The sequence below is a fragment of the uncultured Nostoc sp. genome (assembly GCF_964245575.1).
Classification (GTDB): domain Bacteria; phylum Cyanobacteriota; class Cyanobacteriia; order Cyanobacteriales; family Nostocaceae; genus Nostoc.
The window spans coordinates 91,668-115,662 of sequence record NZ_CAXTNP010000001.1 but is presented as its reverse complement, the minus strand read 5'-3'; the positions used below and the strand labels follow the sequence as shown (position 1 = coordinate 115,662).

The following is a 23,995-nucleotide window of genomic DNA, read 5'->3' as shown; positions in this document are numbered from 1 at the left end:
AGTTAGAGGATAAATCAACCAGTAAGCTGTTGTAATTTAAAAATGCGTAACAGCTTATTAACGCGCAAGTTATAAGGAGTGATGGATGAGGTGTAAATACTATAAAATCTCATGTATTCACTTTTTTTACTTACTTCAGTTTACAGCGCTTATCAAATAATTGAACTACACGACTCCCAACTCACTACTCTTTGTCTCAGTCGTGGTTTAAATAACTGAAAACTGCTGTATTAACTTAGGAATGTGAATTAAATAACATCCAAATATGGTTTTTAACCTCACCCCGCCTTTGACGAAAGTCAAAGTCTTCCCTCTTTGAACTCACGGCTATGCTTTACCCACATCTTTCTTTACAAACTTGAAAGCCCTGTTCTATAACCATCTTAGACACTGAGGAGTTAGGGAGACTTAACAAAATCGCTTTTAATATTCTCGCTAAAACTGCGTTTTGATTGAGAATGGACAACGAGCGAATAAGGGTTATAAAAACGTGAGTGCATACTCTCGTAAATGTTAAGAAAGATCCGGGTAATAGATAGGAACTCACGCAGAGGGGTTGGGGGTGATTTATTAAATCCGCGTTCCTCAACCCAACCTACACAAATTAGTATTCGTCTTGAACACATACACGTACTTTTATAAAAATAACTTCATAAAAGTCAGCTTTTATTAAGACTTTATATATTGTTAGTTTTAGTTCATTAAATATGCGATTTATTAGCTTACTTACTGAAATTTGTGTTTTAAAAAAAATCAGTAAAATTTCTATTTCAAGAATAAAATAATACAACTAAATTATTAATAGTTATGCTGGCTTAATTGATGAATAAACGTCAATTATTCCAGGTGTATCTATTTACAGGCTCTTTATAAGATCGATTCCGTAATTATAGAATAACCCCCTCTCTTAAAAGTAGAGCAGAGTTTAGCTTTCCCTTACCTTGTAGTAAAGGTAACTGAAGGGGTTAAGTTTTTGTGAGTGAATCGATGTACTAAGCTGCGTTCAAATCTAAAGCATACGCTACTACTCTATTCATCTGAGAATCGCTGTAATCAGGTTTTCTTCAACGGCGGAGTGATTTATCTTAGAAAATCACGGTTTTATTTCCAACTGAGAACAAATACAACTTCTTGAAGCTTTTTTGACAAATCCCCATGCGACAATATATTTCTAATCTGCTAATACTGGTATTAGGAACAAGCTCGACTTTTATCATTACTCCATCTCAAGCTGAAACTCCGGTAAAATCCAACACCCAAAATACTGAAAATATTACTTCCATATCTTCAAATTCACTTTCGCCTATGCAATTGAGTGATTTTGCCAATTCTACTAATAACAAACCACCTATCCTCTCTGAGGCAGCCAATAACTCTTCTGGCGCTAATTCCAATATAGCTGATAATGCCAATATAACTGCAACTAAGCCGAAGCCACGGGTTCCTATATTTAGCAGAATTTTTCCCACACCTTCCATGCAGCAATAATCAGGGGCTAAATATTTAGTTTACTTGTTTGGGCTGATAGAGATATTCATCAACATATAATATACAACACTGTTTGGTGAAAATACTAATGGTGTGTGAGAGATTCATTGTTCTCTCTTGTTGGGGTGGGACGAATATCATCCATAGCGCGTTTGTATGCAATATAAGGCCTTACTCAAAGCCTCTCTCCTAAAAGGCTGCGGTGTTCACACAAGTTATCTGATTATCTAAAAGTCTACCTCACCCTGTCCTGACGGACATCCCTCTCCTTACTAAGGAGAGGGACAGGTTTTGCTTGTGCAAAATCAGGGTGAGGTTTCTTTGGGCTATTCGATAAACCGTAAATTGCGTCAACACAGACTTGTATGTAAACTTAGCCTAAAAGGAGAGAGGAGAGAGGCTCGGAATGTTATTCCCCAACACTAGAAGGGTTGGGGCTGCTTTTGTTAGGTCTATATTGGACTCAACTGAGAACCAGTATATATGTGAGGCATATCCTGATTTGCTTTATGCTTGCAGCTGACAGAGCAATAAACCAAACCATTGATTTGGATCTGTCCACACTTGGAGAGGTAATAAACCCTGTGCGGTGAGTTGCTGCTTGATAGTATTGAGGTCAAATTTGCGGGAAATTTCGGTGAGGATAGTCTCACCTAGTGCAAAATTAACCTTGAGGTTAAGAGCGCGTAATTCTACAATTTGCGATCGCAGGCTGCGTAAATGCATTTCTATTTGATGCTCATTTTCATTGTAAAATGCCCAGTGTTCAAACTGGGTGGTGTCAAAATTCCCCTCAAACCGTTGATTTAAATGCTCCAGCATATTGAGGTTAAATGCTGCCGTCACTCCCTGGCTGTCGTTATAAGCTGGTTCCAAAATCTGTTTCGGCTTTCGTAAATCTATCCCCAACAAGAAATACTCACCTATTTGTAGGGCTTCTGTAATTTGAGAGAAGAATACATCACACTCATTAGGTGTAAGATTACCTAAACTGCTACCAATAAAACAAATCATCCTGCTGGGTAATTGCGTCGGTAGGAGTTTTGCAAGGGCTAATTCATAGGTTCCCGCTAAAGCATAAACTTGCAGTAAGGGATAATCTCTTAATAACTGCTTGGCGCTACTTTCCAAGATGCCTGTAGACACATCAATTGGTAGGTAGTGCAGGGGATAGTCTAGCTGCTGGTAGGCATCTAGTAAAATGCGGGTTTTGGTAGAACTGCCACTGCCAAGTTCTACTAATTCACAAGCGCCAGTCATCTTGGCAATTTCGCTAGCATACTGCTGTAAAATCGTTGTTTCTGTGCGTGTGAGATAATATTCTGGTAAATCACAGATTTGCTCAAATAGCTCAGAACCACGGTCATCATAAAAGTAAGAGGGGGGTAGAGATTTAGATGTTTGAGTTAATCCCTTCACTACATCACTCCCAGTACTAGGTGCAACTATTTGAGTTGCTCCTATCAAACACTGCATCTGCAAGCGTTTTTCAACGGTGTTTTGAGAAGTAACGTTCCTGTTGAGAGCTTTAGATATCGACATTAAACCTCCGTATGCTTGGCGTAAAAGGTTACTTATGATGGCCAACCTTTACCCTAATTAGTGAAACACATAGCCATAGCTAATAAAATCATGCTTGAGCAATATTGCTCAAGTTTTAAAAGTATTTTTCGGAATTTACCGATTCAAATGGCAATATGTATGCCCCAAGTGCCAGCCAACAGGGTTAAAGTCAGGATGAGGCTGACTACAGAATGTGGCTTCGTCCATATCCTGAAATAGTGCAAAAGTTTTCGGGCGACATTCAAGGAAGGTTTGAAAAATAGACTCTTTCACACTAAATTTGCTCAATTTTGATCTTACAGTCTGCTTCTGCAGTAATGATGCTATTTTCTGGAAAAGCAATCCAATTACCTATGAATAAAGGTTCCGACGCAATAATTACAGATTTTGAAAAAGTTGGATCATCTCGAATCCAGTAAAGAGATGGAGCCAGGGAAGTGGTAGCAAAGCGAGAAGCTATCAGGCGATGTCCGTCACTAAATATTACATTGATTGAGGCTTCTACTTGATAGCGGTTTGCCATCTCTAATAGTGTTAATAATGTAGTACGTAAAGCATACTCTGGAGGTCGATGTTTGTTAATTTGACTTTGTGAAAGTAACAATGCAAAAATGTGTTCGGAGTCAGTACTGCCATTAATTTTTTCGTAAAAATCTTGAGTTAAAGTGCTGCGAATTTTTCTGTGTAATGTTTTGCGGAAATTTTCGATCCGTCCATCGTGAATAAATAGCTGTTGTTGATGGTTAAAAGGCTGACAATTAACAAAATCTACGGCTTGTTCGGATGTAGCACTACCGACATAAGCAAGTACACACTTTGATTCAACGTAACGACTGAGACTGGGTAAGTTTATGTCATTCCAAATAGGTAGGGTATTTTTGTAGGTAAAGGGTTCGATATCTTTTTGGCTATGATACCAACCCACACCAAAGCCATCTGCATTTACTACCCCAGAGGTCATTTCGCGCGGTTGATAGCTCTGAACTATCAGTGAGTGTTCTGGTTTATACAAAAGATGCTCTAAAGAAACAGGCGAACCGAGGTAAGCAAGTAAACGGCACATGATGAATATTCCACCTTCTCTTAACACAATTATTCGGCAACAGCCTTACCCGCTTTTATTCGCCATCATCAGTGGTTCCCACTTATATGGTTTTGCATCACCTGATTCTGATTATGACTTGCGTGGTGTGCATATTTTACCAGTTAGAGAAGTGGTGGGATTAGAGACTGGGAATGAAACTATTGAATTTTCAGAAGTTCGGCAATCTTTGGAAATTGATTTAGTAACTCATGATGTAAAAAAATTCTTTTTGATGCTACTTAAAAAGAATGGTTACGTATTAGAACAACTGTATTCACCTTTAATATTAACCACTTCACCCGAACATGAAGAATTAAAATTTATTGCCAAAAATTGCATTACCCGTCACCATAGTTACCACTATCTTGGTTTTGCTGCAACACAATGGAAACTTTTTAATAAAGAACAGGCGTATCGAATCAAGCCATTACTTTATGTTTATCGAGTTCTATTAACCGGAATTAATCTGATGCAAACAGGGAGAATTGAGGCTAATTTAATTAAGCTGAATGAAATTTTTAATTTACCATATATTCCTGATTTAATCGCCCAAAAGTTAGCAGGTACAGAAAAGTCTATTTTGTCAGATATTAATGTAGCATTTCATCAAATAGAATATGAACGCCTGCATAATAAGTTGCAGGAGGTATATGAATCTAGCCCATTACCTGAAGTACCTTCAGCGAATGTGGATTTGCATAATTTGTTGGTACGTCTGAGAATGAGGAGTTATGAATTATGAGTTTTTAACTCATAATTCATAACTTTGTTTGTACAAAAAGATTCTTGTTACTTTACAACTTCAAAGTCCAAGCAGCAAAAGCTAAAGTACCCCAACCAGCAAGAAAGGCTGCACCGCCTAGTGGTGCGATCGCTCCTAAAGATTTAATACCGGTTAAGCTAAGGGCGTACAAGCTACCTGAGAAAATAGCAATACCAATGATAAACAGCCATCCACTGGCTACGAGAGTGGGATGCTCCCATTCGGTGCGACTAATTAGTAGTGCTACGAGAAAAAGTGCTAGAGCATGATACATTTGGTAACGAGCGCCAGTTTCAAAAATTTCTAGCGATCGCTCACTAATTTTTTCCCGCAGGGCATGGGAAGCAAAAGCACCGGCAGCAACTGACAAACCGCCTAAAATGGCAGCTACGCTCAAAAAAATCTGCGTCATTAGACCTAGCCGTAAGTTGATTATTAGTCATTAGTCATTGGTCACTTGTACTGAGCGTAGTCGAAGTATTAATCATTAGTTAATAACAAAGGACAAATAACAAAGGACAAAGGACAAATGGCAATTAGACATCAAAATGATATGATACAGCCCCTTCTTCGTTCACCTTAAAGTTTGCATTGAATTCTTTAGCTTTTTCATCTAAATATTGCCTAGCATGGGCTGCGGGTAGTTGTGATTGCATGGCAAAGCCTAAAACAGTTACACGCCCATGATTTTTTTGTAGCATCTCATAAAAAATCGATTGCAAGCGATCGCTAACTTGTTGATTAAGCGCCTTTTTCTCCTGTCGGCTTTGACGGTATAATCCCAATGCTAACCATGTGCCCAGTGTTAGGGTAGGAATGCCAAAAATTAGACGTTCTACCGTAGTATCATAAATTACAAATGTATTTTGTGAGAACTCAATCGAACCATCCCAAGCTAAGGGTAGCGTGATTGATTTTTCCATAGTCGTTTTATTAAATACCTCTGCTGCTGATAGAGTTACAAACATGAATCCCATTGTCAGTAGCCAAGCTGCGGCCAATTTTTCAGCAGTTTTCATAGTTCCACTTCAGATTTACACTTTGCTAGCGATTTTAACCTTACTTTCGCAAAGCTTCCAATAATTTGAACCTCACACGACTCAAAGTCGCGTGATTCCTGCTTCAACGATCTTTGCTTGAATTGCTTCATACCTTACAAGCTCTCTACTGATGTATTTAGCATACTAAGTATGTATGATAAATTTTGGCTTTATTACTTAAATATGGCTATGCGATCGCTATGATAATTGTTCATGCTCCCAATCAGAGCGATGTCTCCGACGGGCTATTCGTCGTCGCCAAGATCAAAAGCAGAACTTCGCGGCAACTAAAATACTTATCAGTGTTAAGCCTTGAGATTTTTAAATCGCAGCAAAGGTATAGTATTCATTTTGCTGCGATTCTAACCTTACTTACGTGTAGCTTCCAGTAGGCGGGAAAAATAGAAACGAGTCTTCGTCATCGCTTTTCGTTGCAATGAAAAGCCATTACTTTCCAAGATTCTTACCACATCAGCCTCACGATGCAAATATGCACGAGTCGCTTTACTTGGCCCGGGAAAGAAACTACCAATTTTCTTGAGTATACTCAGGGCGCAGGTCTTCGGCGCAAAACTGAGAATTATCCGCGACTGTGCCAAAGAACAGAGGTGAGAAATCATCTCATCCGCTTTTTCTTGGGGATAGTGGATGAGAACATCTAAGCAAATAACGGTATGGTAACTACCACTCAACGATTCCAAATCCTGCACGGCAAAAGTCGGATTTTCGGCATTTGGCAAGGTTTGCTTGGCTCTATCCTTGCCTTCTTCCACCATTTTTTCAGAAATATCGGTGGCATAGACTTTGGCACCATCTATCGCTAGGGGAATGCTGAGACTACCGACACCACACCCAGCATCGCAGATTGATAGCTCTGGTAAATTGTTATCAGCCTTCAGCCAGCCGAGAACTGTATCTACGGTTTGCTGGTGTCCATTGCGGATGTCTAGTTGGACTTTGTTGACTTCGCCATCGCCGTAGATTCGCTTCCAACGGTCAAACCCTGTGGAATTGAAATACTCGCGAACAATCGTTTTATCGTCGGCTGCGTTCATAAACTTTGATTTTTAAGGGTTCCCAATGCTTAAAATTATCATTGATAGGAACCCATAAGAACGGTCTTCCAGATTTTTATAGACATGGCACACAGAAGTAGGTTAACATCTTTGCACCTCTAATCATTCAAATAATAAGCGTTATGAGCCATTTTCTACTATTTATTCATCCATTCTTTTCGTTACTATAAATTCCATTTTTATTTGAACCTGTAGATGTAGATAACCCCTTCTTAAGGTAGTATCGTAATTGCGATCGCACCATTTATGCTCTTAAAGATTTAATTGTTTGTAAATAATAGAACTGAAATAACTAAAAATTTTAAGTAAAATTTCTTATGCAAGTAAATTTCCTAGTAGATGATTTTTGGTGGTTTGTATCATTTTATTGTTGCCAATGACAAAAGCACAGCCCTTGACCCCATTAAATATTTTGCAGCCAAAGAGAATTAAGATTTAGGAGTAGTCAAAGCCAAACGATTGCCAGTCTCCAAACTGGATTTGTCCTCTTTCCCCGCACCCTCGCAGACATTTGTGCAATTACCTTAACCTCTCACGGATGCATCCTAACTACCAATACCTACGATCTGAAGGCGTTATTATTGCCTAATTTTGTCCGGAGCATTGTAGGTTGCAATGCTTTGAAATTTCCTGAATAATATCAAATCCGGTAGCATCTGAATGATTAAAAAACCGCAGATACGTTGAGGGCAAAGACGGAGAGAAAAGAGCGATAATTCCGATACAAACGGATTTGATATAACTCTTAATGGTATACCTCTACTTCCCGCCTGTACCCCTATCTGCTCATCCTTTCTTAGGACTACCCTTTTTGGCAATGTGTTAACTTCAGAACACCTTGCGCTCTTCTAAATGAGCTAGGATATCTGAGCGCTGACGCCAAACTGGACGCAACTGTTTGAGAGTGAACATCTGTAACTGATCGCTAACATGGGGCGAACCCGGTTGAGTAGCATTGCCGTAGCTAATGAGTGCCATCGCCTTTACTGGTTGAGAAAATTCAATAGCTGCGACGAACGAATCACCAGAAACTGCTTGGAAGCGACTTTGTGATCCTGGAACAAAAGTGAGAACGCGGAAAATACCGAGATCTCCAACGCCACCATTAGCAGGCAAATCCTTATTGCCGATCGCCACCCGAAAAACATCTCCCCATGCCACATTTATTGCCCCGTATGCTTTTTCAACTTTGGTAGCAGCAGCTTCTAGTATTGCGACTGCGCTAGATGGATCGGCTAAACCGTCTGGCGTGGTGAATGGGGATTTTTCACTCCAAGGTTTGCTAAACCCTTTATCCCAGTTCATCTGTTCTGCCCAAGCGGCAAAGAGTACCGCACCCTTGCTATCTGCATTGGCTTGCCGATCCCAGGCTTCTAGGGTATCAGCAGCTAGCCGCGCTAAAGAACTTCCCTGCTTGCGTGCTGCCGGGATTAAGTCATCCAAGATGCGATCCGCTAGTTCCATGCGGGTCGAATGTTTGTATTGCACCATTTCATCAAAGGAGATTTTGTCATCCTCAAAGAGCATTTTTAGAGAACGCTCTGTCCGAAAATTCATCGGAAAATACGGGGAACGAGGTGCCATGTATGAAGGGTAATTATCTGCTTTAATAGCAGCAGGAAATGTGGTTGTCCAAGGCGGATCGTTGGTATTTTGCAACCAGCCGCTTTTCGGGTTAATAATGCGTGGTAAATCTTTATAAGGATGGATTTTTGTCCATAACGTCTTGGAAGTATCACCAGGAATAATCCCTTCCCAATATTCAAAATTACCTTGAGAACGAACTGGAACATTACCGTTGAACAGGTGCATGATATTCCCATTTCTATCTGCATACATCACCGTGAACATTGGCAGTTGCAAGCGCTGGAGTACGGTTTGAAATTGTTTCAAGTTTTGGGAGCGCGCCATATCCCACCACTGTTCAAGTACCTTTGGTCGATCAAGACCGACAACGCGTAGTGCTATAGCTTTACCGTCTTTCTCTGTCAGCACTGGCCCGTGGATAGAACGTTTTACAACTAGAGGTTGGTTGCGGATTGTACCGTCTTTTTGTTTTACCTTCAAGGAAAGGGTTGTCGTCTCAAAGGGACGAACTTTGCCATCGAAGCGATAACCATTGTCAACTAATTTGAGTTTGTAAGCATCCCAGCCATCGAAAGTGTTGACGGTATGAGTCCAGCCCAAATTATTGTTAAATGCGATCGCTAACACAGGAATTCCCACAAGTGTTGCTCCGTAAGCATCAATACCAGGAGCAGTCACTTGGGCTTCGTACCATAAGTATAAATCTGCCCAAGGCAAGTGTGGGTTTGCAAGCAGCATCGCTTTGCCATTTGCAGAATGTGATGGGGCGATCGCCCAACCATTAGATCCTGCTTTTGGCTCATGCTCAGTATCGCCTGCAATACTTGCTGCAACCTCTTCTTGGCTAACAACAAAATTAAAATGTAGAACTCGGTGTAAATGAGCTAGAACATCTTCTGCCTTGACTGGCAACACTAGCTCTACTTGATCATCAATCAGTTCGCTATGTTCTTGAGCATAAGCATTAATTCCAGCAGCAAAGGCATTCAGGTAGCTACGAAAAGCTGGACTTTGGGAAGTGTACCAAGAACGGGCGCGTTCTGGAACTCCCATAGTCTGTACCCAACGGTCTGATTCTAAATATTTCTCTCCCCAATATTCGGCAGCACGTCCACGTGCTTGACCATAAAGACGCAAAAGCAAGTTACCATGACTTTGCATCTGCGCCCAACCGAAAGCTTGAAATGCACTTGGGACATCCTTGCCATATATGTGAGGTATGCCATAGGTATCCCACAGTATTTCAGTGGATTTTGTGACCTGTGCAGGAGTGTAGCTTCCAACAACGAGAGTAAATAAAATACCAAGTATAAAAGCTAAAAGTCGAAATAATTTTTTTTTAAAACCTTTATGTAAATAGCTCATAATAACCTGGTTTAGATTTTAGAAGTGAGGCAAAGGATTAAGGGAGCAACTGTATCTCACTGGTAATTTGCCACAATTCTTGAGACAAAGACTCTAGCAGGAGTGATTGGGCTGAGTGCAGGAAAAAATGGTTCCCAGGAAACATTTGTAGTAAGAATGCAGCATTTGTCTGCTCCCGCCAAGCTTGGAGTTCATCGAAACTAACCTTGTGATCCTGTAAACCACCAAAAGCTGTGATGGGGCAGTTAAGTGGTGATTCGGTAGTGTACACATAAGTTTCCAAAACTGCAAAGTCTGCTCGAAGAATCGGAATAAGAAGTTGCATCAGTTCGGCGTTTTCCAGGACTGCCTCAGGAGTCCCATTGAGACGGCGTAGTTCTTCTTTGAAAGCAGGTTCGCTTAGAGCATGGATAGGTGGATCTGGATCGGGAATTTGCGGAGCGTGGCGACCCGAAACAAACAAGTGTACAGGTGACAAACTGTACTGTTTGCGAAGTAAACGGGCAAGTTCAAAGCTGACTAACGCTCCCATACTATGACCAAAGAAGGCGAATGGTTTATCTAAATATGGAAGGAGGACTGGAGCGATCGCACCGATAAGGGGTTCTAACTGCGAGAATAGGGCTGTCCTCATTTGCATACCTCGTCCGGGTAGTTCGATGGGACAAACTTCGACAGTTGTGGGTAGACTGTCTAACCATGTGCGAAAAATGAGAGAACTACCACCTGCGTATGGGAAGCAGAATAAACGCAGCGAAGCTTGAGTATTTGGCTTGGGACAGGTAACGCAGAAGTTAAATGTTGGTGTAGTTGTCATGAATAAAACAGCCCTACAGAGCGTCTTTGGCAGGCATTCTTCTTTGTAGTTAAAACCTCTTCCTAATCGGTAGCGTTATGTCTGGCTATGAGCCGCTTCTTCCATCTTCTTCCTTAAACTGAGTGGTCTCATGTCCGTCCATACTTGCTTGATGTACTCAAGACATTCCGCCTTTAGACCACTATGACCTGCATCTCGCCAGCCAAGAGGGTTTTCTCGCTCAATAGGCCAAATGGAATACTGTTCCTCATGATTGACTACCACTTTGTAAATCGTCGTGTCTTCTTTGTCGTCTTGATACATAATTTATCTCCTACGATTTGTCTTGTACGATGTCAAACTTAGTTCTTGTATTCTTATTCTCTCATTTTATGACTCACCTCTTTTCTTAACCTGCTGATGCTTTAACCTGCACAGGTTCGTCAACTGGAATCTCGAATAAAAGTGTATTTTTACAAAACTCTTGCCATTCCGGTGTTACATTGTCAAAAATGATATTTTCATCCTGAAAAATACCATCTGTGACTACATAGTTTTCTTGCAGATAAAGAAAGTCGTTATCAGTTAGTTTTCGATTTATTTCGACTTCCTTACCGTCGATTTGTTTCTTTTCTTTTCTGCTATTTTCAAAACGTTCTGTCCACTGACTAAACTGACGTAATTTTTTCAGAGAGTAAGCTTTACAGTATTTTCCCATTGTTGCCATAGTTTTACTTCTTTTATATATGTTGTTATAGCGGTTCCCGACCTGGTGAGGTATGTTTATCAAAGCTACTAACCTTGGGAACAAAGATTTGGATGTACCTCAGTTGCTTAGGAAACACTATAATAAGCATTTTGTGAGGGTTGATTCGGATATCCAACTGTACCACAATGCAGCTTAATTAAGCCTGAAAAACCACATTCAGTAAGTTACTTTTTTCACAGCACCGGAAAAAACAAATGTTATTTAAGCACTAAATATTAAGTGATAAGTGCCTTATTTCTATAAAAAGCCCATGATAAAATGTAATTTGATTTCGGCGCTTTTTACTTACTCGTGGTTATATAAGGATAGATGCAAGATATCAGCCTGCGACCAGCGCGGTGATCGGCTAAACATCCTTGACGTAAGAAATCCAAGTATAGAGCTTATGGAAACCAACGGATTCGTAAAATTGCAAAGCACCACTCGGGTTATTAAAATCAACTGACAGCTTTGCCACATTTATCCCAGCAGCTTGTAGCTGACGCATTCCGGAAAGCAACATTGCACGTCCCAGCCCTATGCGGCGAAAACCACGTCTTGTACCGAGTTCCTCGATCGAGCCTTCATTGTCTGCGGTGCGAGTATTACTCTCTAGACCAGCTATACACCTGCAACAGGCTGCAAAAGTGCCATCAGGAGCGATCGCCACCAGATCCAAATCGGGTCTGTATGTGTCTTTACTCCGCAGGTATTTGTAATATTCAACCGTTAATTCCGAGTGATTCCACTCGTCGATAAACGTCTGATTGTACATCTCTACCCATGCTTCGGCATCCTGTTGAGCTATAACTTGGCGGAGGGTGAAACTTGCTGGTAACTGCGGTTGTGGGATGGGTTCTTTAAGCGATCGCCTCATTGTCAGCAAATAACGGTCAGACTTAAAACCACTACTTTCCAGTAGAGCAATAAAACCTGTTTTGTCATCACGAGTGAATGCACGCAGTTTAACACGCACATCCCGCTCTTGCTGAACCTCGCGCATCCGCTCCTCACCCCAAGCAATAATCTGCCTTTCCAAATTGCCACTACGGGCGCTAGGGTGGACGTGGCACGAGAGAAAACCATTAATCACCTCATCTGATGTGGAAATTGACAAATGACCAATGCCAATTAGCTTTCGGTCAGCATCTTCCCACAGACGGATATCACGCGCTTTATCAAAGGATGGGTCATTAGATGCCTCCCGCAGTTCAGAGACGGATGCCTCTTGGTTCTCTTCATCAACTGCTTCACAAGCTTTGAGCAGGTCAGAAATCGCCTGTAAATCAGTTTCACCCTCATAAGAGCGGATTGTTAGACTAATCATCAATTCCTCCGAACAGCTTTTATGCATTAGCCAATTTGTTAGAGGGACTAGGAAAAAAACCGCCGTCTTGCAGTTCCCTTACACTATCCTTGACAGCCTGAATAATGCAATTAATATCTTCATCTGTATGAGCTGTGGATAAATAATGACCTGCTCCTCCCAAAAAGTGAATTCCCCTGTCGAGCAGATGATAGCATAACAATTGCAGAGTCATTGAGGCCGTAGAATTTTCCGCAGAGACAAGATTCTCTGAGGAAGCAGGAGCGAAAAGCGAACCAAAATTTGCAAGCTTGATAGGTACTTCATCAGCCTCAAAGTAAGTATTCAGTTGTTTAATAAACTGCGATGTACGTTGATTCAACTGTTCCTGAAGAGTAGGCCCTTCAGTCTTAAGCTGCTTAAGTATAGCCAGTGCAGCAGCCATAGATAATGGATGCTTACAGAAGGTACTACCAAAAAATGTCTTTTCTACATCAGGAAAAGATGCGTCCCCATAGTTCCACATACCACCGTCAATTCTATCCATGTAAGCAGCTTTTCCAGCGATAATGCCGATAGGCATACCACCACCGACAATCTTTCCATAAGTAGCTATATCAGCTTCAATGCCAAACCAAGCCTGTGCACCACCCAAATGAATTCGAAAGCCGGTAATCACTTCATCAAAGATGAAGACTATCCCTGATTCTTTTGTTAATTGCCTCAGTTGCTGAAGAAACTCTTTAGGCTGTAAGTCTGGTTGCTTTCTCTGTACAGGTTCAACGATAACAGCTGCTAATTCCCCCTTATGCGCTTTTATTATTTCAAGAGACCGAGGATTACCATAGTCGAGAACTAAAACGTCTTCAGCAATATTTGGCGGCACTCCTGGATACTCTGGCACTCCACGTCCATTGCCGTCTGCTTTCTGCGCTTTAACTAGAGTGCCATCAAAATGCCCATGATAAGAGTTTGAAAATCGAGCAATCTTATTGCGACCTGTTGCTGCTCGTGCTATGCGGATGGCTCCCATCACAGCTTCTGTGCCTATATTGGCAAAGGTCACGCGCTCCATCCCCGTTAGTTCACTAACTAACTGAGCAACCTCACCCGCGATATCTGATTGTGGCCCGATGTGTATGCCTTGTTCCAGTCGCTCTTCTAGAGCTTTTTTGATAAAGGGAGGGTTGTGACCAAAGAGATTCACCCCAAAACCCATTTCTAAGTCTATATATTCGTTGCCATCGATATCCCACATTTTTGAACCCAAAGCGTGCTTACCAATGATGGGATAGACCATCTCTTTTAGAAGAGGGTAAGCTCCTGCTGAACCTCTTAGGTCTGCCATAACTGGACGATAGGCTTGCGTGAGTTGTTTTGAGGTTTTTGTGCGCTTGGTGTAGCGTGCAATTAAAGTTTCTAAATGTTTTTGTTGACAGGAATTCAGACCTTCTGCTGATATCTGCTTGAGAGATTGTATTGAATCAATCTGTGCCTGAACTTCTTGTAGGTTAGATTCTTGACTTTTCATGAAACTTATGTATTTTTATTTTAGTTTAAAGGGTGGCAATTCATAAGATGAAGGACTTTTATTACCTCCTTGGCTATACCCTGGTGTACCTCTTAATCTGTCAACACAGACATAAATCATTCATGATTTTAAGGAAAATCTCTACTTAATATTCAACGTTATTTGCGACAAACAAAGCAGACCATATCAGTCTCTGAAATTAATTCTAAATCAAGTTTTAAATCATAGATCATAACTTCTGTAAAACCAACATTTTTTAGAGATGACTGGACTTCAGCTTTAGAATAACCAACAACTGAAAAACTACTATCTAGGCGTTTCCAGCAATCTTTTTCTCTTAATTGAAATGTCGTCACAAAAACTCGACATTCTTTACTTTCTGGATGATAACTATTTTTCATAGCCCAAGCGTAATCATCCTTAACATCGCCTAATAGACGATTGTTCAAAGTTGAACTATATGCGTCTTCTAACCGTAAGTCGAACACAAATATACCGTTGTGATGAAGTGCGCCGTATACGTTGTGGAAAGTACCTGTTAATTCTTCCAAATTCCAAATGTGATTGAAACCCAAACCCATTGAAGAAACTGCGTTGAATATAGGTGGTAATTCAAAGAAGCGCGCATCATCAAGAATCAATTTACAATTAGGTGCATTCTGACGAGCATATTCCAACATTCTCTGGGAGCGATCAATTCCAGTCACCTGATAACCTTTATTTAACAGCCATTGTGACAGTTGCCCTGTCCCACAACAGAGATCGAGGATATTCGCTCCCTCAGGAATGTAAGGTAACAATAATTTTTCCAAGGTTGGGAAAGCTATTTTGTTGTAACTTGGCCCCAAAGTCTCGTTATATATTCGGGCAAATGGTTCATCAAATTTGTTATAGCTAGTTGTTGAAGACGAAGACATAAAAGATTTATCCTTGCTTTAGGTATTGCTTTGCAAGCCTCTCATTGCCAATTTTTATCAACTTTTCTAAAGCGAAATTGCATAGGCTTTCATCATCATCTGCTTCTGTCGATTTGTCCTTTTCTAGTGTTAGAGCAAACCAACAGCCATTAGAGGTTTACCTAAGAATGGAAATTTTATAATTAGCGAAAAAATATGACCTTTTATTGGATTCTGCTCTAAAAATCCTTGACGAATTAATTCATAGCTCCATTCGTTCATCGTGTTGATAGCCAAACTGATTGTGTCTTCGAGGTTTTTTAAATGATGCCACCAATCCGGCGGTATGTAGAGCAATTCTCCCTGATTTATGATGCATTTCACTGGTTTGGCATTGGCGTACAGTGGAAACTTTTCTAGATCCGGGTTAAAGCAGTCAACTTGACCTTTGTATAAATATTTTTCTTGGTCTGGTGACAACAATACCACTTGCTTTTGCCCAGAAATCACTGCAACCCATGCAGTATCGTGATACGAATCATAGTGAAGACCTACCGATGTATTTTTCTGACCTATATGAATGTCATAGGAATGGTTTATATATTTTTGAAAAAGCGTTAATGGGATTTTTTTGTACCAATTATTAAAGTATATTGGGTCTTCGCAATCTTCCCAAAGCTCAGGGTGATCGCCAATATGGAATTCTGATAGATAGAGCAATTTGTCAGAAGCACTACTAGTTATAACATCTATGTAATCAGCAATACTTATTTCCACATAAGTTTGCTCCGACATCCGATCCTTCATGCTAGTTTCAGCCTTGTAATCCATTGCAAAAGCCTTGACTGAACCGTACTCTGACTTGAAGAAATCCATATTCCACTTTGTCAAAGCTTTCCAGTTTTTCATCGCATCAGTGATAATGACAGGCTTTCCCACAGATGCGTACTCTCGAACAAAATCTTCATAAGAGAGGTTACTACGACGTTCAACAGAATCAACTGGCGTCCATATTAACTTACATTTGTTATTGTACTGCTGAGATTTGGAATAGCTACTTACTGAAGACGAAGACATAAAAGGTTTCTCCTTACTTAATAATTAATGAAAAATGACAGTCTACTTGCATCAATATACAAGTTAAATTTGAAACAGTTTATCAAAATTTCAGGTTACTTAGAGTAGTAAAAACTTGCCGTCGGTCATCGTTAAATGCTTTACGACCGTGTAGAAATCTTGAATTATCCATCATTACCAGATCACCTGCTTCCCACGGGATCTTTTCTGTTAACTTGTCGAAAATTGTCTCTATTTCGTCAGCAACTTCATCAGAAGCTCTTGAACCGTCTTCAAAAATTGCTTCTTCTGTCTTTTTCTGATATACCCAAAAGTGATTTGCAAATGCATTTTGATGATTATATTTGTTTTTTACCACAGATGAGCAAATATATTCTACAGAAATAGTTTTATCATCGTTAAACTGATAACTTATACCATCAAGACTGTCCAATATTCGCTTGATATCATTTATAGTATTAACATTAGAACCTATTATTTCCTTCAATATATTAACCGGAACGTTTTTATAAGAAAACTTTAGTTGCTTAGAAAGAAATAACTGTTTCGACTCTTGACTCAGTTCCTCCCACACTCGGACACCATCCCAGAATAAAGTTTCACCTTCTTGTTCGGCTGGTACAGTACAGCAAAACCAAATAACATCAGGTCGAAAGGGAAAACAAGAATTTTCGCAATGAGGAATAAGACTATCCATCCCGCCATCTACAAAATTGACAAACTTGTCAGAATCAATGCTGACTTTTGTAAAGTCTATGATGTGTCTGCCACTAAAGTGTTCTGAAAAATCTTTCATTTGTTCGGGAGTTACCCCAAAACCTCGAAATAGAATAACTCCAGATGACTTGAATATCTCCATAGTCTCTGCTACGCAGAGGTCAAGAATACTTTGGCAATGACTACTACTATATAGTATTTTTCCTGTGCTAGTGCCTAGTGGCTCGATTTTACTGATCATATCATTCATTCCTCCGATTATTTAGGGAATTTATGTTCACTTTGCTAATATAGATATCGCTTCCAGACTAAAATATATTCATTCAACATGTTGTAACAATCAAATTATTTGAGTTGTAATAAATAGTCAACAGTAAATTTTTATGTTTAAAAAGCACTTTATTAAATATAAGTCAACATTTACTATTTACGAGTCAACTAGCATTTATGTTTTTTGCTAATAATTCATTCTGTTTTTTTTAATTTTGATTGATAAAAACCTTCAAATGCTCTAAAATATTCTGGATATGAGGCTTAGTAATGATTGTGTAATGATTGCCAGGGATAGTAATAATCTCTATTGGCTTGCCTGAAAGTCCACCCCAAGTTAAAGTTGGATTAGGAAATTCATTAGATACTTCATCGTTAGCTTGAAAGTAGACAATTTGGTTTGGATAAACTTGTGGTGTATAGCTTTGTAGAGCTAGTACGTTACTCTTAAAAACATTCAAAAGATAACGAAGCTGTTCTAGTTCAAAATCCAAAGGCAAGAGGTTAGCTATCCTTGCCTGCTCTAAAAAATAGTTCAATTGCTCGTCTAGCGTCAGTCCTTGAAGTTGCTCAACCGAACCCGATAGGTTTTTCCCAGCAGACTGTGCCATATCTGTGGCAAAATCGACTAATATTTTGACATCGTTGTAGTCATCAATCTCTGCAATTTGTTCGCTGTTAACTGGTGCTGGGCTGTCTAGCATAGCAAGCATGTCAACTCGATCGCCATTTCTTAGTAACTGAGTTGCCATTTCAAAAGCTACAATACCGCCCATAGACCAACCTCCAAGAAAATATGGGCCATTAGGCTGAATATCGCGTAGTGCTTCAATATACTTAGCTGCCATATCTTCTATGCGGGTGTAAGGTTCACATTCCCCATTCAAACCTAGTGCTTGCAGCCCGTAGAATGGTTGATCTGAACCCAAATGAAGTGACAATTCGTAGTAGCAGAGAATATTCCCACCTACTGGATGCACAAAAAACAGAGGTGGCTTGGAACCCTGATGTTGAATTGCGACTAAGGGGGACGAGGTTTGATAATTAGCCTGCTCATGCAGAGTATTTGCTAACTGTTTGATAGTTGGACTTTGGAAAATGGCAGATAATTGAATATTTTTTTCAAATTGTTTATTAATTTTTGCTATTAGGTGTACAGCTAATAGCGAGTGTCCCCCAAGCTCAAAAAAGTCATCGTTTATGCCTAATAGCTCTATACAAAGAATTTCTTGCCAGATTTGAGCAAGGGTTTGTTCAAGATGAGTGCGAGGAGCCACATAATCATTTTCTAGATTGGGGCGGGGATGGAGTTTTCTGGTAAGACTTGTTGAAGCTAATTTCTCTTTTATGTCCCCAGCAAGAGAAGTCTGATCAACATCACCTAAAGATTCTAGCTTCAGCCATTGGTCGAACCTAGCTTGTAAATCTCCTGTGGAGAGAACAACTTGAGTTATTTTATCACTTATTAAAATACGTTGAAAAGCTTTTATGCCTTCTTCTGGTGTGATAAATAATTCAGGTAATGTTGTTCTCCTGGCTGTGTTTTCTTCTTCTCCAAGTTGCCAGCGCTCCCAATTAACACTAATCCAAGGGATGGGATTTGTTTGATTTTGTTTTTGAGCAAAAATATCCATAAAGATGTTCGCTGCTGAATAAGCGACGTATCTTAATCCTCCCAAAATGGATGATAAAGAAGATATCAACAGATAAAAATCAAGCTCTCTACCCTGCAAAACTTTTTCTAGTACGAATAATCCATTAGCTCTTGATTTAAAGTGACACTGGCAATCAGTTTGAGAAGTTTCTTGAACAGATTTTTGTGAGTTTTCGTCCACAATTTGTGCTGCGTAAATAACACCATGTATGTCGCCAAAATGCTCCGTGACAAAGGCGATCGCTCTTTGCATCTGTTCAAAGTTGGTCACATCTGCGCTCAAAACTAAAATCTCGGCTCCTAACTCCTCTAAAGCTTGCAGTTTCCTGATTTTGTGGCTCATCTCATCTTGATCATCATGAGTTTCCAGCCACCCGAACCACTCATCTTTTTCCGGGAGATTTTTCTGTCCAATCAAGACGAGTTTTGCCTGCACTGTCTGAGCTAGAGACTCCGCCAGTATCAGTCCAATATGTCCCAGACCCTCCGTAATTAAGTAGACTCCGCCGTTGCGTAATCTTGATGTTTTTCCCTTAGATTCTGACAATCGCACTGGCTCAAAATTTTGCACCCAACGATTCAGACCTCGGTAGGCTATAACCAACTCCGAGGATTTAGTTTGTAGCTCGTCCAGCAAATAATCTACAAGTTTATCCTCTTGCCAACTTCCTGGCTTTGGAAGAGCAACATCAATGCTACGACAGCTAATGTTTGAGTATTCTTGAGGAATGACTTTAACAGGCCCAAGTACAGTCGCTTTCTCTGGGCACAACATTTCTTCGGCTGTGACTGATTGTATATTGTTGGAGACAACTGTGATTTGAAACTTATCAGTCCAATTCTGTTTTCCAAGTGCCTGGGTGAGAAACAGCAGGCTGTAGAATCCCAAATATTGAGCGCTGTCAAACCACTCAAGTTCTGATTCTGTGCGGTAGTCTGGTGTGACACTCCATAAATGAATAATTGTCTTAGGGATCTTGTTTTGTGCTAGAAGTTCATTGAGCAAGGCATCGTAATCATTACTTTGTCGAGGATTGAGGGTATATAAGCGTTGGCGTTCGCGCAGCGTTCCGCAGGAAAGCCTGTCCGTAGGACATTCGCCTAGTTTGGAGAATTCAGATCCTATCTTGATTGCGATCGCATCTTGTCCCTGCTGTTGCAGTTTTTTTACCATTTGAAAACCCAAGCCGCACTCATCAGTAAACACAAGCGTGCAAGAATTTTGCTCTCCTAAGTCTCCTGTACCGAGCAACTCAGGAGGTGCAGATTGCTTCCAAAAAGGTAGGTAAAACCAGTCGGCGATATCCGGTTTTTTACTCAATGACACTTCCGTAGCGCGGACATCGCGTGGCTGTGCTTGTGGCGAAATCCAGTAACGCTGACGCTCAAATGGATATGTTGGTAGAGGGATGCGATGACGCTGTTCGTTTGCGTAAAAGCCAGACCAGTTTACTTGAACTCCGAAAAGCCAGAGGCGACCCAAAGTATTGAGTAGAAATGCTACATCTGACTGTTGCTGCTGGGGATGACGGATTGAAGTCAGCACCACAGGTTCCAAATTATAATGCTGTTTGGCGAAGGTACTTAATGTCCGCCCTGGGCCAACCTCTAGTAAGATTCGCTCTGGTTGTTTAAGCAATTCAGTCATCCCTTCGCCAAAGCGCACAGTTTGCCGTAGATGCCTTGCCCAATAATCAGGGTCTGTTGCTTGTGCTGTGGTAATCCAAGTGCCACTTACGTTGGAAATAAATGGAATTTGGGGTGGATTTCGCTTGACTTTTTGTAATAACTTTGTAAATGGCTCAATGATGGAATCCATCATCTGAGAATGAAAGGCATGGGACGTATGCAGCTTTCGACAGCCTACGTCTTTCTCCAGAAGTTGCTGCTGCAATTTATCGATGATGTCTGTTGAACCAGAAACAACACATAAGGAAGGACTATTGATTCCCGCAAGAGAAAGCTCTTTTCCAAGCAGGGGTTGCACCTCTTGTTCAGAAAGTTGAACTGAGAGCATAGCACCTATTGGAACTTGCTGCATCAGTCGTCCTCTAGCAGCTACTAGCGCCAAAGCATCTTTGAGGGAGAAAACCCCAGAAAGAGTTGCTGCCACATATTCCCCAATGCTATGACCAATCATCGCTTCTGGTAGCACACCCCAAGCCATCCACAATTTGGATAAGGCATATTCAATGACAAATAGCGCACTTTGGCTAATAGAAGTTTGTTTTAATTGTTTTGTAGCTGTTTGGGTTTGGACTTCGCTGGGATAGAGAATATCTCGTAAATCTAGCCCTAAGTGAGGTTTTAGAATCAGGCAGCAGCGATCGACTTCCTCAGTAAATTTCGGTTCGCTCTGGTACAATTCCTGAGCCATATTTACATACTGCGCTCCCTGTCCAGGAAACATAAATACAGTGGGTCGATTACAAGGCTGTTGGTAGTGGGTGAAAACTCGTTGAGCTTCCAGAGTATGCAGTGCTTCAACTGCATCATCAATATCATGACACACCAGTATCCGGCGATGATTGAAAGCTTGACGACCAACTTGGAGAGTGTAAGCCACATCAGCCAGATTCAAATCGGGATGCTGCTTAAGATGATTTGTCAGATTTACTGTGGCGGTTTCTAAAGCAGAACTGGTTTTTGCAGACAGCATTAACAACTTATGGGTTCGCCCAGCATTAGACGCTTCAATAAAAGGAGCTTCTTCTACAATCACATGGGCATTGGTTCCACCAAAACCAAGAGAAGTAATTCCAGCCCGGCGAGGAATTCTGTCCGATTTCCATTCTGCCAGTGCGGTATTAACATAAAAGGGACTGTTGGCAAAGTCGATCTGGGGATTGGGCTGCTCACAATGTAAGCTAGGTGGTATTTGTTTGTGTTTGAGAGCCAAGATAGTTTTGATTAAGCCCGCGATCCCGGCAGCCGCATCCAAATGCCCAACATTGGTTTTCACTGAACCAATAGCACAGAAGCCGCGTTTGAGTGTACTGGTACGAAAAGCTTTTGTCAGAGCTTTAATTTCTATAGGATCGCCCAATGGTGTTCCTGTCCCATGTGCTTCTAGGTAAGTGATAGTCTCGGCTTCTACCCCAGCAGCGGCTATGGCTTCTGCAATCACCTCTGTTTGACCTTCTACGCTCGGAGCTGTGAATCCAGCTTTCAAAGAACCGTCATTATTGACAGCAGAGCCTTTAATTATTGCATGAATGCAGTCAGCATCAGCAAGAGCATCTTTTAACCTCTTGAGAACCACAATTCCTACACCGCTACCGAAAATAGTTCCTTTTGCTTTAGCATCAAAGGCGCGGCAATGTCCGTCAGGAGATAAAACCCCATCTTCTTGATAAAGATAGCCACCTTTTGGTTGCATATCTAATATCGAAATGCCACCTGCCAAGGCCATATCACATTCGTAATTGAGCAAGCTTTGGCAAGCAACGTGGACGGCAACTAAAGAAGTGGAACAGGAAGTTTGGACTGCATAACTTGGGCCAGTTAGATTTAATTTGAAAGAGACGCGCATGGGAAGATAATCGGGATGATTTCCCAGACTAATTTCCACATCGCTTGCTAATTCTCTAATGTTGGGGTTTGAATAAAGATTGAACAAATAATTACTTATAGTTGAACCAGCGTAAACCCCTATTGAACCAGAGTAGCTTTGGGGGTTATAGCCAGCATTTTCAAGTGCAACACACGCACACTCCAAAAAAATGCGGTGTTGGGGGTCCATAATTTCAGCGTCTCTAGGGTTATAGCCAAAAAATGACGCATCAAACAAATCTATATGTTCTAGTGGAACTGCTGCTTTTACATAGTTGGGGTCACTGAGCGTAGCAGAGTCTATCCCCGCAGACTCTAATTCTTGAGCAGAAAAAAATGAAATTGATTCTACTCCGTCTCGCAAATTATGCCAAAATTCTTCAATATTCTTAGCTCTGGGAAACCGCCCAGATAGACCAATAACAGCTACATCTGCCTCATCTACGTCATGATTTTTTTCTAATTTGCTCATATATTTACAGATGTCTTATTTAAGAATCAGTGCTATTAGCATTTTTTCTCTTCATTATTATGTCAGTAGTTGTGATAAAAAAATATCGCTTTCTAACTATTGCTTGTCTGTAAAATCAACCCTAACGACAAATATAAAATTTATTTTACAGAAATACCATAAACTATTCCAGAAAACAAGTAAATGCAAAATTTTTTTAATTATTCAGAAGAGTCTACTAACTTTAATTCATCGTTTTTAGACCTATGCAATTAGTGGTTTACGACAAACAATACAGACTTTGCCAGCCCTTTTTTCTACTCCTAAATCACGTTCTTCATCATATATACTAACTTCCGTGAAGCCTACCTTTTCTAAAGCAGACTGAATTTCTGCTATAGAATAAGCTCTAGTTAGTAAAGTCACTTCTGAACGCTGCCATTCTCCCTTCATAAATTGGAAATTAGTATAGCTTTCTCGAAATATTTTTTTCTCTATGTCATATGTAGTACAACCAATCCAGGCATAATCGTCTTTAACATCACCTGTAATATTAGGAACACTATATGGAAGAAAAACTTCTTCCAAAAACGCTTCAAACGCAAATATACCATTTTCTAAAAGTGCTGCATATACGTTTTGGAAAATGCTTTCCAATTCTTCAAGAATCGTGACTTCAGTTAGGGAATTATATATTGAAACAACTGCATGAAAAGTAGGAGGAAATTTAAAGTAACGTGCGTCATCAAGGATAAATTCAACACTAGGTGCATTCTTGCGAGCATAGTGCAGCATTACTTCAGAGCCATCAAGACCAGTTACTTGAAACCCTTTATTCTGCAATAGTTGTGCTAATTCTCCTCTACCACAACAGAGGTCAAAAATATGCGAACCTTTGGGTAAATATTGTAGAACTAATTCTTCTAATTGAACCAGATAATTTTCGTATGTCTCTTTGCTGTTTGGGGCAAAAACACGCTCCATATCAGCATCATAAGCGAAATAGCCAGTTTCTGAAGACATAAGCTGTT

The 23,995-nt window shown here is 40.5% G+C and carries 18 protein-coding genes and 1 pseudogene; 2 read left to right on the top strand and 17 right to left on the bottom strand.

All coding sequences use genetic code 11. From position 1 onward, the window contains the following. Positions 1-1,155 precede the first annotated feature (1,155 nt). Positions 1,156-1,488 (top strand): hypothetical protein, encoded by a 333-nt coding sequence (locus ACFFAP_RS00375; protein ID WP_375509354.1) that lies wholly within the window; start codon positions 1,156-1,158, stop codon positions 1,486-1,488. Positions 1,489-1,995: 507 nt separating this feature from the next. Here the strand turns inward: ACFFAP_RS00375 and egtD are convergent. From egtD to egtC, 3 genes and pseudogenes are all read right to left on the bottom strand, one after another. Further along, complete coding sequence (gene egtD / locus ACFFAP_RS00370) at positions 1,996-3,030, bottom strand: L-histidine N(alpha)-methyltransferase (protein WP_375509353.1); 1,035 nt, start codon at positions 3,028-3,030, stop codon at positions 1,996-1,998. Positions 3,031-3,189: 159 nt separating this feature from the next. Next, a pseudogene (locus tag ACFFAP_RS00365) lies at positions 3,190-3,339 on the bottom strand (ergothioneine biosynthesis protein EgtB); the annotation flags it as partial. Continuing rightward, entirely contained in the window at positions 3,326-4,114 is a 789-nt protein-coding gene (egtC, locus tag ACFFAP_RS00360) for an ergothioneine biosynthesis protein EgtC (protein ID WP_375509352.1), read from the bottom strand. The gene egtC and the pseudogene ACFFAP_RS00365, both read right to left, overlap by 14 nt. Between egtC and ACFFAP_RS00355 the strand changes: the two genes are divergently transcribed. Next, positions 4,113-4,877: a DNA polymerase beta superfamily protein gene (locus ACFFAP_RS00355; RefSeq protein WP_375509351.1), complete on the top strand. Its 765-nt coding sequence runs from the start codon at positions 4,113-4,115 to the stop codon at positions 4,875-4,877. The genes egtC and ACFFAP_RS00355 overlap by 2 nt on opposite strands. Positions 4,878-4,929: 52 nt before the next feature. On the opposite strand, the gene ACFFAP_RS00350 is transcribed toward ACFFAP_RS00355, so the two are convergent. The 14 genes from ACFFAP_RS00350 to ACFFAP_RS00285 all read right to left on the bottom strand — a co-directional run bounded on the left by ACFFAP_RS00350 (position 4,930) and on the right by ACFFAP_RS00285 (position 23,987). Next, a complete protein-coding gene (locus tag ACFFAP_RS00350; protein ID WP_375509350.1) occupies positions 4,930-5,310 on the bottom strand; it encodes a DUF423 domain-containing protein in 381 nt (126 codons plus the stop codon). Positions 5,311-5,434: 124 nt separating this feature from the next. Then, positions 5,435-5,917: a hypothetical protein gene (locus ACFFAP_RS00345; RefSeq protein WP_375509349.1), complete on the bottom strand. Its 483-nt coding sequence runs from the start codon at positions 5,915-5,917 to the stop codon at positions 5,435-5,437. A gap of 389 nt (positions 5,918-6,306) precedes the next feature. Then, positions 6,307-6,993, bottom strand: a complete 687-nt coding sequence (gene bchM, locus ACFFAP_RS00340; RefSeq protein ID WP_375509348.1) for a magnesium protoporphyrin IX methyltransferase — start codon at positions 6,991-6,993, stop codon at positions 6,307-6,309. Between the two features lie 849 nt (positions 6,994-7,842). Beyond that, complete coding sequence (locus tag ACFFAP_RS00335; RefSeq protein WP_375509347.1) at positions 7,843-9,966, bottom strand: acylase; 2,124 nt, start codon at positions 9,964-9,966, stop codon at positions 7,843-7,845. A 37-nt stretch (positions 9,967-10,003) separates the two neighbouring features. Continuing rightward, positions 10,004-10,783 (bottom strand): thioesterase II family protein, encoded by a 780-nt coding sequence (locus ACFFAP_RS00330; RefSeq protein WP_375509346.1) that lies wholly within the window; start codon positions 10,781-10,783, stop codon positions 10,004-10,006. 75 nt (positions 10,784-10,858) lie between these two features. Continuing rightward, positions 10,859-11,086, bottom strand: coding sequence for an MbtH family protein (locus ACFFAP_RS00325; protein ID WP_334757430.1), 228 nt, complete (start codon positions 11,084-11,086; stop codon positions 10,859-10,861). An 85-nt stretch (positions 11,087-11,171) separates the two neighbouring features. Next, entirely contained in the window at positions 11,172-11,489 is a 318-nt protein-coding gene (locus tag ACFFAP_RS00320) for a hypothetical protein (RefSeq protein WP_375509345.1), read from the bottom strand. A gap of 388 nt (positions 11,490-11,877) precedes the next feature. Next, positions 11,878-12,837: a GNAT family N-acetyltransferase gene (locus ACFFAP_RS00315; protein ID WP_375509344.1), complete on the bottom strand. Its 960-nt coding sequence runs from the start codon at positions 12,835-12,837 to the stop codon at positions 11,878-11,880. Positions 12,838-12,856: 19 nt separating this feature from the next. After that, on the bottom strand, positions 12,857-14,347 hold the full coding sequence (locus ACFFAP_RS00310; RefSeq protein WP_375509343.1) for an aspartate aminotransferase family protein: 1,491 nt from the start codon (positions 14,345-14,347) through the stop codon (positions 12,857-12,859). 158 nt (positions 14,348-14,505) lie between these two features. Continuing rightward, the gene (locus ACFFAP_RS00305) at positions 14,506-15,264 is read right to left on the bottom strand and encodes a class I SAM-dependent methyltransferase (RefSeq protein WP_375509342.1); all 759 of its coding nucleotides are present in this window, start codon (positions 15,262-15,264) and stop codon (positions 14,506-14,508) included. Between the two features lie 129 nt (positions 15,265-15,393). Next, positions 15,394-16,320 carry a cupin-like domain-containing protein gene (locus ACFFAP_RS00300; RefSeq protein WP_375509341.1) on the bottom strand — a complete coding sequence of 309 codons (927 nt, stop codon included), beginning with the start codon at positions 16,318-16,320 and terminating at the stop codon, positions 15,394-15,396. Positions 16,321-16,402: 82 nt separating this feature from the next. Then, positions 16,403-17,278, bottom strand: coding sequence for a TauD/TfdA family dioxygenase (locus tag ACFFAP_RS00295; protein WP_375509340.1), 876 nt, complete (start codon positions 17,276-17,278; stop codon positions 16,403-16,405). Between the two features lie 238 nt (positions 17,279-17,516). Next, entirely contained in the window at positions 17,517-22,985 is a 5,469-nt protein-coding gene (locus ACFFAP_RS00290; RefSeq protein ID WP_375509339.1) for an SDR family oxidoreductase, read from the bottom strand. Between the two features lie 243 nt (positions 22,986-23,228). Further along, on the bottom strand, positions 23,229-23,987 hold the full coding sequence (locus ACFFAP_RS00285; RefSeq protein WP_375509338.1) for a class I SAM-dependent methyltransferase: 759 nt from the start codon (positions 23,985-23,987) through the stop codon (positions 23,229-23,231). Between the last annotated feature and the right edge of the window lie 8 nt (positions 23,988-23,995).